Below are 12,957 nucleotides of genomic sequence, written 5' to 3' on the forward strand. Positions count from 1 at the left end.
CTTATTTAAGCATATGCACGGCGTTTACAAACATGTCTCCACGTTCTTCAAATGTTTTATGTTGATCCCAGCTTGCACAAGCCGGAGATAATAAAATCACGTCTTCTTCTTCAGAAATGTTAAACGCCGCAGGTACTGCTTGTTCAACATTATCGACATGTTTTACGTGATGTATTCCCAGTTCTTCACCAAGCTTTACAAACTTAGGTGCCGTCTCACCAAATGTGATAATTCCTTTTACATTTTTCATAAAAGGTTTCAATTCATCAAATTCATTGCCGCGATCAAGCCCGCCAGCTAGTAAAATGGTCGGCTGATTAAAAGCTGATAATGCTTTACTTGTTGCCAGTATATTGGTGGCTTTACTATCGTTATAGAATTTTCTGCTTTGAATTGTATCTACAAACTGCAGACGATGCTTCACTCCACTAAATGTCGTAAGAACGTGTGCGATTGCTTCATTTGAACAGCCTGCATTTTTCACGACACAAATAGCTGCCAAAATATTTTCTTGGTTATGCTCACCAGGAAGAACAACATCCTTTAAATCGATGATATGTTCATTCATGTAGTAGATCGCACCATTTTTAATATACGCACCATGTTCTACTTGCTCTTTCACTGAGAAAAACACTTTTTTTGCTTTTGAAGCTTCAGCCAGTTTTACGACTGATGGATCATCGAGGTTAATAACAGCTATGTCATCTTCAAGTTGATGTGCGTATACTTTCTGCTTTGCTTTTTCATATTCATCACGAGTGTGGTGATAGTCTAAATGTGCATCAAAAATATTTAATATTAAGCTGATTTTAGGTCTGAAATCAACTGTTCCCATTAACTGAAAAGAAGAGAGTTCAGTTACGATCCACTCATCGCCAGCTGCCTTTGCAGCGACTTCGCTGGCAACTGTGCCAATATTACCTGCCACTAAAGTTTTTTGACTGTCTTGTTTCAACATTTCATAAATCAAAGTCGTGGTAGTGGTTTTTCCATTTGATCCAGTAATCCCAATAAAAGGAGCTGAGGTTAAATGATAAGCTAATTCTATTTCCGTCCAAACTGGAATTCGTCGGCGAAGCGCTTCTTGAACCATCACATTTTCATATGGAATTCCTGGATTTTTAATCAAAATCGTAATTTCTTTATCATCGAACATACGAAGAGGATGGCTGCCGCAAATGACATCAATCCCCTTTTCAGAAAGAAGCTGAGCAGGTTCATTTTCTTCAAACGGCTTTTGGTCATTTACTATGACATTTACTCCATGCTCATGAAGAATTGAAGCTGCCGCATATCCGCTTTTTGCAAGACCTAATACTAGTACATGTTCGTTTTTTAACATTTGCATCTTATTCAATTATAACCACACCTCGATGTAAATTCCTAAAACAGCAAGTAATAAACCAGCTGTCCAGAAGGTGACAACTACTCTCCACTCAGACCAGCCAACTAACTCATAGTGGTGGTGAAGCGGACTCATCTTAAAGATTCTTTTTCCAGTTGTTTTAAAGGAGATCACTTGAAGAATAACGGATAACGTTTCGACAACAAATACTCCTCCAATAATGACAAGTAAAATTTCAAGCTTTGTTAAAATCGCAATTGCTACAATTGCTCCGCCTAAAGCAAGCGACCCTGTATCACCCATAAATACTTTTGCAGGATGCGCGTTAAACACAAGAAACCCAAGAACGGCTCCAGCAACAGCTACTGAAAAGATCGCTACATCGTACTGTGATTGATTCCAAGCCAATATAGCAAAGGCTCCAAAGGCAATAGCCGCGGTTCCAGATAATAGACCATCCAGTCCATCCGTTAAGTTCACGGCATTAGAACCTCCGACAAGCATGAAAACGACAAGGATAAAGTAAGCCCATCCTAAATCGAAGCTCACATCTGTTCCTGGAATGCGAATCGTCGTTGCAAACTGATAATAATGGAAGACTGCATAAAAAATCACTGCGATCACAATTTGACCAATTAATTTCTGTTTCGATGTTAAACCTAGGTTTCGTTTCATCGCTACTTTAATATAATCATCTAAAAATCCTAATAGACCGTAGCCAAGCGTAACAAATAACAATAAAAACATTTCTGGACTAATCTCAGAAAATTTGTTGATCATCACAATCGTTGTAATGGTAATAGAAAAGATAATCATAATTCCGCCCATTGTCGGAGTACCTGATTTCTTTTGGTGAGACTGTGGTCCTTCTTCTCTAATACTTTGACCAAATTTAAGCCTTCTTAAAAACGGAATAAAAATCGGGGATAAAAGAACACTGATTAAAAATCCCATTATGATTGTAAACAATATCACCTGTTCAAGCATCGTTCTTTACTCCTTCCGAATTTCCAAAGCCGTTTTCCATCAGAAAATCACATTCATTATTAAGGTATTCATTCGCGTTCTTCGTATGTTGTTTTTGTACAAAATGCTTCATTTCATTACACTCTTTTCATCATTTTAAGATTTGTTTAGATCTAAAATAGCGTCCATAGCAACCTTTGCATCATCAAAATCGTAAACTTGATCGCCGACGATTTGATATGTCTCATGACCTTTACCCGCTATTAAGACTGTATCGCCTTTTTTCGCATTGGCAATTGCAAAAAAGATGGCTTGTTTGCGATTCACAAAACTATGATAATATGCGTCTGGCACCCCATTTTCCATATCCTTTAAAATAGCTGAAGGATCTTCGCTTCTTGGGTTGTCTGAAGTAAATACAGGTTCATCTGCATACTTCACAGCGATTTGGGCCATTTGAGGACGCTTTGTTTTATCACGGTCGCCGCCGCAGCCTATCACACAGAAAATTTTGCCCTCTGTTAATTCTCTACACGTTGTCAGGACATTTTCTAAGCTGTCAGGTGTATGGGCGTAATCGACGATAACAGGGAAATCTTGATCACAGTTCACAAGTTCAAATCGGCCTTTGACTCCCTCCAGCTCTTCAATAGCACTTACAATCGTTTCAAATGTTAAGCCAGATACGATCCCTACTGATACAGCTGCTAGGATGTTGTACACATTAAACTTACCGATGAGGGCAACTGTCACATTTTTTGTGCCAATTGGAGTGATCAAATCAAACTGAGTTCCCTTCGGTTTGATTTGAATATTCTTTGCCATTACATCTGCTTTTTGCTCTAAGCCATATGTCATGACTTCAGCAGCTGTCACTTTTTCATAATAACTCGAAGCGTCATCATCTGCATTTAAAATTGCATGCTTCGGCTTATCGTGATGAAAGGCACTGCCAAGCTGTGAGAATAGCAAGCTTTTCGCATGTTTATATTCTTCCATTGTGTTGTGGTAATCAAGATGGTCCTGCGAAAGGTTTGTGAAAACGGCAATATCATAATCACATCCATGTACCCTGCCAAGATGCAGTGCATGTGATGATACTTCCATAATGGCTGTGTCTACATCTTGGTCAAGCATCTGTTTAAAAGTTTTCTGAAGTGTGACACTTTCAGGTGTGGTGTTTTTCACATCGAGAATGTCATCATTCACCTTCATATACATCGTACCGATTAAGCCAGTTTTCTTTTCGGCTTTTCTCATCATTTGTTCAATCATGTGTGTTGTCGAAGTTTTTCCGTTTGTTCCTGTGATCCCGATGAGATTCAGCTTATGAGTTGGCTGCTCGTAAAACGCATCAGCTATTCTTGCAAGAGCTCTTTGAGAGTGTTTTACAATAATGACTGGTACATCTGATATGTTAAGAGGGTGTTCTGCTACAATCGCTGCAGCCCCGCTTTTCACCGCTTTTTCAGCATAATCGTGTCCATCTACTGTATAGCCTTTTATACAGACAAAAAGGCTTCCTTTTTTCACCTCTCTTGAATCCATTTCAATGGAAGTGATATCAGGATTTTCGTTTATTAGTTCGTTGTTTTCACTTTTAAAATATGTAAGGAGTTCTTGTAATTTCATTTCATATCAAACCTCTCAAATTCGTTCACGTGCATGTCTTGTGAAAAAAACACACAGTCTATATTTTATCGTAAAAAAAGGGATACATCCAGCGTATTCCTTAAGTTTCTCTTGGAAAAAACACACTTTGGGCTCTTTTTTTCAAACAGACCTTCTCTTTCAACAAAAAGAGGCAGCCGAATGAGTGCGGCTACCCTCTGTTCATTCTTTATTATTCATCGTTTAAGTATAATCTGATGGTGGAGCCTTCTTTGACTTTTGTCCCGGCAGCAGGCGATTGCTTCACCACTTTACTGCCAGTTCCAGAAGCATCGATCTTAAGGTTAATGAGTAAGGATTCAAGGTCTGAAACAGATCCCCCTACAAGATTCGGTACTTCAATGGTTTTTGTGTCCAGCCACTGGTACTTCTTTTCAATTTGTCCTTTTCTTTTTTTCACACCCATCTCAGGCAGGCTGTCCCGCATAATATGACCCACAATTGGTGCAGCAACTGTCCCGCCAAATTGAATAGTGCCTTTCGGGTTATCTACCGCCACATATACAACGATACTTGGATCATCAGCAGGCGCAAACCCGATAAATGACACAATGTGGTTATTTTCCATGTACTTGCCGTCTTTTACCTTCTGTGCTGTCCCTGTTTTTCCGCCAACTCGATATCCTTCAACAAATGCATTTCGGCCAGTTCCTTGAGCGACTACACTTTCAAGCGCATACCTGATTTCTTTGGATGTTTCTGCTGAAATCACTTTCTTTTTGGCAATCGGTGATTGCTTTTTCACTACCTCTTTTGTGATTGGATCTATCCATTCTTTTGCAATGTAAGGCGTGTAAAGTGTTCCGCCATTTACCGCAGCTGCTACGGCAGCTACTTGCTGTATCGGCGTAACAGATACACCTTGACCAAAGGCAGTTGTCGCCTGCTCTACAGGGCCAACTCGGTCCAGCGGGAATAAAATGCCTCGCCCTTCCCCTTGAAGATCGATTCCTGTTTTTTGGCCAAATCCGAAATTTTTAATATAGGAAAATAATTTATCCTTTCCTAGACGATCGCCTAGTTCAACAAAGCCGGGGTTACAGGAGTTTTGAACCACTTCTAAAAATGACTGTGATCCGTGTCCGCCTTTTTTCCAGCACCTAAGTCTTGCACCATCAACTGTCACAGATCCGCTGTCAAAAAAATGATCGCGTTTTAAATTGACTTTTTTCTCTTCTAGTGCTGCTGCAAGCGTAATAATTTTAAACGTTGAACCTGGCTCATATGTGCTCCACACCGGTAGATTTCGGTTAAACACTTTCGAGTCAACTGATTGATAATCCGCTGGATCAAAATCCGGTCTGCTCGACATCCCAAGCACTTCACCGTTCTTCGGGTTCATCGCAATTGCAATCATCCCATCTGGGTTATATTTTGCCTGCGCATTGTCTAATTCCCGTTCTATAATGGTTTGCACCTTCGCATCGACAGTTAACTTCATATCAAGACCATCTTTAGGTGGTGTATAATCATCTGCTTCATCTGGCATTTTCTGCCCTTTTGCATCGGAATAGAACTTGACAGAGCCTTTTTCACCTTTAAGGTCATCATCATAATAGGCTTCCAGTCCAAGTAACCCTTGATTATCAATTCCAGCGAAGCCCAGCACATGAGAAAGAAAACTGCCAAACGGATAGTGTCTGATGCTGTCTTCCGCAACATAAACGCCATCTAAATCAAGCTCTCTGACTTCTTTTGCTTTTTCATGAGATACTTTTCTGCCTTCTGGAGAAATTCGTTCGATGGATGTTTTCTTTGTGACGTGCTTGTACGCTTTCTCTTCAGACATATTCAGTACTGCCGCCAGTTTCTTGCTTGTTTCTGCCGGATCTTTAATTTGCCGCGGGACGACCAATATAGATGGGGCACTTTTGTTCGTCGCAAGCTCTACCCCATTTCGGTCCAAAATATCTCCCCTTTCTGGTTCGAACGGGAGGTTCCGGCTCCATGAATCTTTTGCTAAGCTTGTCAGCTTCTCGCCCATAATAAACTGTACATATCCTAATCTAGTATCTATGATGAAAAAAATGATCACCCCAAACAGCAGCACGAAAAGCAATCGTTTTCTCACTGTTACACTTGATACTCGCACGCCCGGTTCACTCCTTACATACATATGGCTTGTTTCCATCATATGCAGGCCCGTCCTTATGTAGAACGTCTCGTCTATCCCGCTCGGCAAAAGAAAAAACCTAGCAAGTCGTTTGCTAGGTTTTGCAGTTAATTCGGGCTTTTAAATGTCACAGTGACGACTTTATCTGAAATCTCCGCTCCATTTTTCACACTTTGTTTGACAGCATATCCTTGTCCTTTTGTTTCGATATGCACACCGGAAATGGATGCATATTGAAGGACTTCCCGTCTCGACCAGCCTGTCATATCAGGCATTTTTATCGTTTTTCCTGCTGTTTTCAAGAAAACTTTCTGGCTTTCAGAGAATTCAGAGCCTGCACTTGGCCACTGTCGTTTAATGGAGAGGCCGTCGCCGATGACAACAGGCGTTAAGTTTTTGTTTTTGGCTTCTGTTTCCGCCTGCTTCACTTCTAAATCTAAGAATGAAGGCATTGTTTCTTGCTTCACTTTTTGTTCGCCTGATTTTTTATCGTCTGTTTTTGTTGGTGCAATATTTAAATATAGCAGACTATTTTTCATCACTGGGTTAAAGATTTGTGCAACTGGGGCAGAGCCAGTTTCTGTATCAGACAGCTGCGGCTGCTGTACAGCTACATAAACGAGCAGCTTCGGATCATCTTTTGGCGCCATTCCCATAAATGAAAAGACGTAATCGTTTCTTCCTTTGAGATAACCGCCGGCACCGCCAATTTGTCCTGTTCCTGTTTTCCCAGCAACATCAAATCCTTTGATTTGGTAAGGCTGGCCTGTTCCAATCTTCGAGGAAACCACCTCACCTAAAATGTCACGGACTTGCTTTGCTGTATCAGAGGAAATTGGTTTTCCAGCTACTGTTGGTTCGTGCTGTAAAATCGTTTTGTTTGTGTTCGGGTCTGTAATATGATCAATGACATATGGCTTCATCATCGTTCCGCCGTTTGCTATCGCTGTCGCTGCTTCGATTTGTTGAATCGGTGTAATGGCAGACGCTTGACCGTAAGCCGTCGATGCTTTGTCATATTCGTATCTGTAATTGATTTTACTAGACGCTTCGTTCGGTAAGTCAATACCTGTTTTGTCATAGAAATGGAACTTCTGCAAATATTGTTCGTAGCGCGTGAAGCCTAATTTTTCTTTTGCCAGCTTTGCAAAAGCTACGTTAGACGAACGGAGAACCCCTTCATGAAAGTCAATTTTTCCCCAGCCATTTCCATTGTTGTGATCTCTTACAAGGCCGCCTCCTACTTTATAAGTACCAGATTGATATTTATCATTGCCTTGATAGACCCCTTCTTGGATTGCCGCAGCAAGTGTAAAGATTTTCATCGTTGAACCTGGTTCAAACGCATATGAAATGACATCATTGTTATAATTCGTAATGTCTAATTCATTTAAATTAAAGCTTGGCCGCTGTCCCATCGCGAGCACCTTTCCCGTTTTTGGATCAACGACTGTGGCAATGATTTTCTTCGGTTTATATTTTTTGGCAACCTGCGTCATACTTTCTTCAAGGAACGCTTGGATTTTTTGATCGATGGTCAGCGTGACATTTTTTCCATCCTTCGGAGCGACAATGTCTTCTTTACTATTTGGAAGAGCCCATCCGCTTCTGTCACTGTTATATGTCACATAGCCGTCTTTTTCTTTTAAAAATTTGTTCAGCGCCTTCTCAAGTCCCATCGCGCCTGACATGTCCTTCGTTGCCTCATCTAATCTTGCATAACCGATCAGATTCGATGCAAACATGCCGTTTGGATAATATCGCTTCGTGTCTTTTTCAAATGCGATCCCTGGAAGCTTTAGCTTTTCAATTTTTTCCTTTGTTGAAAAACTGATGTCTTTCCCAGCTTTACCAAACTCCACTTGGAACGCACCTTTAGTATTCAGACGCTTTAAAATTTCGCTTTCACTCATATCAATGACTTTTGACAGCTCTTTTGCTGTCTTTTCTTTGTCAACGACATGCATTGGGTGCTTTGGATCGACCGTCATTTTCTTGCTCATGATCGCAATGAGCTTATAGACAGACGTATCCTCGGCAATCACATTCCCATTTCGGTCTAAAATAGACCCTCTTTTCGCTTCAAGTGTTTTCTTCGATTGATATTGTTCATTTGCCTTTGCGGCTAACACTTGGCCATCGACCGTTCCTGTAATCTGAATATAGATAAAACGTGCAAGGATGATAAAGAAAAACAGGGCGAAGCAAATACTCGCAATTGCCGCGCCTCTGTTCATCATTTTATTCTTTTTAGGCATCGCCATCTTAATCGACCTTCTTAACATCTTTCGAAATTCTTAAGCCTGCTTTTTTCGCAGTATCAATGACTCTCTCTGGTTCACTCAGCAAGTCTTTTTCTTTTTGAAGCTCAGTGATCTTCTTCGATTCTAAAGATACTTGCTGCTCTAATTTCTGGACTTCGATATTGGCGTGATAGACAGCAAAGGCTTTAGAAATGATGAGAATGGAGCTGCACATAAGAGCCATGACAAACATGACAAGTAAGATTTTTTCACCAAGTGTGATAGAACCTCTTCTTTTAATAACAACCGATTGGCCTTGCTGCTCTGTTTGATATTGTTTTACTTCTCTTTGGTAAGCCAAATTACTCATAAGAAACCTCCTTTTTATCATCATCTATGGTGTCGTTTTACTTTTTTTCTGCAATTCGGAGCTTCGCTGAACGGGCACGGTTGTTATGTTCCAGCTCTTGTTCTGATGCAACGATTGGTTTTCTCGTGATCAGCTTCAGCTTTGGTTCAAGTCCTTCTGGAATCACTGGTAGTCCGTGCGGAAGTTCTGGAAGAGAAGACATTTCTTTAAATGTACTTTTACAAATCCGGTCTTCAAGTGAATGGAATGTAATGACAGAAATTCTCCCCTTCGGATTGAGTAACTCTATTGCTTGTTCTAGTGCTTCTTCAAAAACTTTTAATTCATCATTGACAGCAATTCGGATCGCTTGAAACACTCTTTTTGCTGGATGTCCGCCTGTTCGTCTTGCAGGTGCGGGAATTCCTTCTTTGATAATGTCGACAAGCTCACCTGTTGTTTCAATTGGCGCTTTTTTTCTAGCTTCTTCAATTTTGCGTGCGATTTGCTTGCTGAATTTTTCTTCCCCATATTTGTAGAAAATCCGAACTAGATCTTCAAATGGCCATTCATTCACCACTTGTTTTGCCGACAATGCGGCTGTTTGATCCATTCGCATGTCAAGAGGTGCATCATGGTGATAACTAAAGCCTCTCTCTGGTGTGTCGAGCTGAGGAGATGAAACCCCAAGGTCAAAAATCACACCGTCTACGCTTGTAATGCCTTGTTCATTCAGACGTTCTTTTAAATATCGGAAGTTGCTCTTTATGAAAAGAATGTTCGCTTTTGAATCTGCGAGCTTCTCTCGTGCATGATCCAGTGCAGCATCGTCTTGGTCAAATCCAATCAATGTACCTTTTTCTGATAGTTGAGATAGTAAATATGAGCTATGACCTGCTCCGCCCAGCGTGCAGTCTACATATGTACCGTCTTCTTTGACGTTTAAACCGTCAACTGTTTCTTTTAATAATACTGTCTCATGTTGAAACATGATGTTATGGTCCCACCTTTTTCAAATAGAAATGAATGTGTAGAAAGCTTGCTGCACAAGGGATTATTATATATCAAACCCAATCATGTTTTCAGCAATTTCAGCAAAAGAATCTTCTTGCTCTTCTGTATATTGTTCCCAGATCGACTTACTCCACAACTCAATTCGATTTGAAACGCCGATGACCACACATTCTTTTTCGAGTTTTGCATATTGGAGTAGGTTTGATGCGATGTTAATGCGCCCCTGCTTGTCCAGATCGCATTCAACTGCGCCGGAGAAGAAGAACCGGGTAAACGCACGTGCATCTTTTTTCGTTAGCGGCAGTGCTTTGAGTTTCTCTTCAATTAGTTTCCACTCACTCATAGGGTAGCCAAATAAACATTGATCAAGCCCTCTCGTCAGCACAAACTGTTCTCCGAGACCGTCTCTAAATTTAGCAGGGATGATCATGCGCCCTTTTGTATCAATCGTATGTTGGTATTCACCCATGAACATGATAATCAGAGCCCCACTTTCTCACCCTTACTCTCCACTATCCACCACTTCTCTCCACAAAACTTATTTTACACTGTTTCTACATAAAAAAAAACCCTGAACTAGTCAGGGTTCATTAAAACTTTATTTCAAAGTTTGACAATTTGCTGCTTGTTTTGAAATGAAAATGGCAGATTTTTGAACGTTTTGAAGAATTCTGGACCATATTTGTTTAAAAAGTACATGATATTCCAAATTCTTTCTTGTGGGGCATCTAATGGTTTTAAGCTGTTTTCAATCCGTTCAAAATCTCGAAGGATATAACCTTCCTTTTCTTCCACACGCTGCGCCACCTTTTGATAAACAAATTGAAGCTGATCTTCGATAAATTTGGCATTTTTATCTAGCAGCTGCTCGAAGTTTGGTTCAACCTTCAGTGCTTCTTGCCTTAATACACCATGAACATTCGCTAATTCACGTTTCGCTTGATCAACGGCTTGAACAAAGCTGTCTGGAAGGCTTTGCTCAAAGTGAGCCTCTTTCTTTTCTTTTACTCCGTTTGTGAGCACTTCTTCTAGAGAAAGTTCTCTGACAGGCAGCTTCTTGTCGATGTGTCTTTCAAGGATGGTCACGTGCAGTCTTGGAAGAACAGGTGCCATCTTTAATTTAAAATGCTCAAAGATTCCTTTCAGTTCTCCCCAATAGTTGACTTCACCGTGTCCTGCCATAAAAGCAAGTGTCGGGAGAAGGGTTTCCTGCATTAAGGGACGCGTCACCACATTGTTGCTGAACCGTTCTGGGTGCTCCTCAATTTCCTGCAAAAGCTCTTCTTTTGTCCACGTAAGCCCCACTTCTGATATAGAAAACTGGCCGTTTTCTTTTTCAATAAGGAAACGCTCTTCATCATATTCGTAAAACAGATTCGCCTGATTGTCACCAGCTTCAATGATCGGCTGATATCCCGCTCGTTTCATGGCAGCCTGCGTTTCATTCAAACGAGCTGTGACTGCATCATTTGTCTCGACAATGTGCTTGAATAACGTACGCTCAAGTGGTTTGACGCCTAAGTCTCCTGAATTAAATAGAAGCAGTCCATCTTCTTCAAAAAGGTCGCATACAATCCATTCAAAGAAATCCGTAAATGTTTGTGATTTGCGTAAACATCGAAGAAGCTGATCAAGCAAGTCATTAGTATACGCAGATTCTTCATACGTTGAAAACACATCGCGGAGCCATTTTTCTGTTTTTTCTTGATGCAGAGGTGTTCTTTTGGCCGCAGTTTTTTTGACGTTATGTAATGGCAGCTTTTGCTTGACTGGACCTTTTCCGCCGGATGTGTAGACAAAATTAATTTCATCTACGTCATGATCCTCACCTGCTACCCAAAAGACTGGAATCACAGGAACGCCAAGCGCTGTTTCTTTTTCTTTTGCGAACTGAATAATGGATATGATTTTATGTATGGTATAAAGCGGTCCTGCCAGTAGGCCTGCCTGCTGTCCTCCAACCACCATGACACTCCGTTCATCACGGATCTTTTCAATGTTCTGACGCATCGCTGCCGATTCAAACTTTGCGTGGTATGTGCTCATATAATCCGCTAAAGCCTCGCGCGGGAAGCTCATTTCCATGAGATCGTCGTATCTTTTTTTCCATGTGTCTTCAGAATGTATATCATAATCAAAAAAAGCAGTCATCTCTTTTTTTTCTTCTATATAATCACGTATGAATAAATTCTGACTTCGGATGGAAAGTTCAGTCAATTGCATGTTTAGAACTTCCTTTCTTCAATAAATAGTTAGTTTCCCGAAAAAAGTATAGCATGTAAATGAGCTCACTCAAAAGATTTTGTTTGCTTTTTTTCCAATACTTCCAAGCTTCGATTAAAGAAAGTAAGATGTGGCGTCATTATCTCTTGAGCTTGAGCCTTTTTTAAAAGATAGCCAACGATGGCTTTTCTTTCGGTTTCACGGCCTTTGACGATATCTTGAAGCATTGACGATTGATTGGCGGCCGTTTTTTTACAAATTGAAACGACGTGTGACCAGAGACGCTCTTCTTCAGCCAGACCTAGAATGGACAATGCTTCTTCAAATGCACATTTCATCATGTATTCATATGCAGGATTTGCGATCAATTCTCCATTTTTCACATGCAATAAAGCCGTGAGCGGGTTAATGCAAACATTAACTAGCAGTTTTTCTTCCAGCACTCTTTTCCATTCATCCGTATAAATCATCTGAAAATGAGCCGGCGTTTCATACAAAGCATTTCTCACATCAGCTGTATCCTCAGGATGAAAAGCTCCCCACTTGATGACACCGATCCCTGTATGGTTCACTGCATGGTCTGATACCTTCATGGCGCCGTGCTCTACGACACCTATATATATCGAATGCGACGTGTCCCATTTTTCTAAATCTAATAAGTGGGCCATGCCATTTTGTAAAAATAAGATTCGCTGACGAGGTAATGTTGATAGTTCATCAAGCACTTCTTGCAGATGGTGATATTTCACTGTCACAATCAGCAGATCAAATACTCCTGTAATCCCTGCCCTTGCCTCCGCAGACGCTCGGAATGTCTCTCCTTTTACCGTTCGCTTAATTCCTGATGTTCGAATCTCCTCTGCTTGTTCTTTTCTTCTTGTCAAAACAGTGATGTCATGATGCTGTGATAAATAACTGGCACAAAGCAGACCAATCGCACCGCCGCCAATGATTCCAATGTTCAACTGCCGCACTTCCCTTTTTCTGTTTACTTCATCATATCAACCATTTTAACAGTTTCGCGCCGCGATTG

At 40.8% G+C, this 12,957-nt stretch carries 10 protein-coding genes; all 10 read right to left on the reverse strand.

Annotated elements, in window-relative coordinates; all coding sequences use genetic code 11:
• Position 1 precedes the first annotated feature (1 nt).
• Positions 2-1,348: a UDP-N-acetylmuramoyl-L-alanine--D-glutamate ligase gene (gene murD, locus M1D84_RS11495; protein WP_415475391.1), complete on the reverse strand. Its 1,347-nt coding sequence runs from the start codon at positions 1,346-1,348 to the stop codon at positions 2-4.
• 9 nt (positions 1,349-1,357) lie between these two features.
• Positions 1,358-2,332 (reverse strand): phospho-N-acetylmuramoyl-pentapeptide-transferase, encoded by a 975-nt coding sequence (gene mraY / locus M1D84_RS11500; RefSeq protein ID WP_003211854.1) that lies wholly within the window; start codon positions 2,330-2,332, stop codon positions 1,358-1,360.
• 135 nt (positions 2,333-2,467) lie between these two features.
• The gene (locus M1D84_RS11505) at positions 2,468-3,943 is read right to left on the reverse strand and encodes a UDP-N-acetylmuramoyl-L-alanyl-D-glutamate--2,6-diaminopimelate ligase (protein WP_024424262.1); all 1,476 of its coding nucleotides are present in this window, start codon (positions 3,941-3,943) and stop codon (positions 2,468-2,470) included.
• A gap of 211 nt (positions 3,944-4,154) precedes the next feature.
• A complete protein-coding gene (locus M1D84_RS11510) occupies positions 4,155-6,074 on the reverse strand; it encodes a stage V sporulation protein D (RefSeq protein ID WP_024424263.1) in 1,920 nt (639 codons plus the stop codon).
• 128 nt (positions 6,075-6,202) lie between these two features.
• Positions 6,203-8,353 (reverse strand): penicillin-binding protein, encoded by a 2,151-nt coding sequence (locus M1D84_RS11515; RefSeq protein WP_056766876.1) that lies wholly within the window; start codon positions 8,351-8,353, stop codon positions 6,203-6,205.
• Between the two features lie 7 nt (positions 8,354-8,360).
• Positions 8,361-8,708 carry a cell division protein FtsL gene (gene ftsL / locus M1D84_RS11520; RefSeq protein WP_073205092.1) on the reverse strand — a complete coding sequence of 116 codons (348 nt, stop codon included), beginning with the start codon at positions 8,706-8,708 and terminating at the stop codon, positions 8,361-8,363.
• Between the two features lie 37 nt (positions 8,709-8,745).
• The gene (gene rsmH / locus M1D84_RS11525) at positions 8,746-9,678 is read right to left on the reverse strand and encodes a 16S rRNA (cytosine(1402)-N(4))-methyltransferase RsmH (RefSeq protein ID WP_024426925.1); all 933 of its coding nucleotides are present in this window, start codon (positions 9,676-9,678) and stop codon (positions 8,746-8,748) included.
• Positions 9,679-9,744: 66 nt separating this feature from the next.
• Entirely contained in the window at positions 9,745-10,176 is a 432-nt protein-coding gene (mraZ, locus tag M1D84_RS11530) for a division/cell wall cluster transcriptional repressor MraZ (protein ID WP_003211163.1), read from the reverse strand.
• Positions 10,177-10,304: 128 nt separating this feature from the next.
• Positions 10,305-11,924 carry a bacillithiol biosynthesis cysteine-adding enzyme BshC gene (gene bshC / locus M1D84_RS11535; RefSeq protein WP_406846143.1) on the reverse strand — a complete coding sequence of 540 codons (1,620 nt, stop codon included), beginning with the start codon at positions 11,922-11,924 and terminating at the stop codon, positions 10,305-10,307.
• Positions 11,925-11,989: 65 nt separating this feature from the next.
• Positions 11,990-12,889, reverse strand: a complete 900-nt coding sequence (locus tag M1D84_RS11540) for a 2-dehydropantoate 2-reductase (protein ID WP_234107762.1) — start codon at positions 12,887-12,889, stop codon at positions 11,990-11,992.
• Positions 12,890-12,957: the final 68 nt, after the last annotated feature.

Source organism: Bacillus sp. PK5-006 (genome assembly GCF_054161415.1).

What these genes read in the sequence shown, in the direction of transcription:
- murD (WP_415475391.1), bottom strand. Translation starts at nt 1,348, where the DNA reads ATGCAAATGTTAAAAAACGAACATGTACTAGTATTAGGTCTTGCAAAA.
- mraY (WP_003211854.1), bottom strand. Translation starts at nt 2,332, where the DNA reads ATGCTTGAACAGGTGATATTGTTTACAATCATAATGGGATTTTTAATC.
- M1D84_RS11505 (WP_024424262.1), bottom strand. Translation starts at nt 3,943, where the DNA reads ATGAAATTACAAGAACTCCTTACATATTTTAAAAGTGAAAACAACGAA.
- M1D84_RS11515 (WP_056766876.1), bottom strand. Translation starts at nt 8,353, where the DNA reads ATGCCTAAAAAGAATAAAATGATGAACAGAGGCGCGGCAATTGCGAGT.
- ftsL (WP_073205092.1), bottom strand. Translation starts at nt 8,708, where the DNA reads ATGAGTAATTTGGCTTACCAAAGAGAAGTAAAACAATATCAAACAGAG.
- rsmH (WP_024426925.1), bottom strand. Translation starts at nt 9,678, where the DNA reads ATGTTTCAACATGAGACAGTATTATTAAAAGAAACAGTTGACGGTTTA.
- mraZ (WP_003211163.1), bottom strand. Translation starts at nt 10,176, where the DNA reads ATGTTCATGGGTGAATACCAACATACGATTGATACAAAAGGGCGCATG.
- bshC (WP_406846143.1), bottom strand. Translation starts at nt 11,924, where the DNA reads ATGCAATTGACTGAACTTTCCATCCGAAGTCAGAATTTATTCATACGT.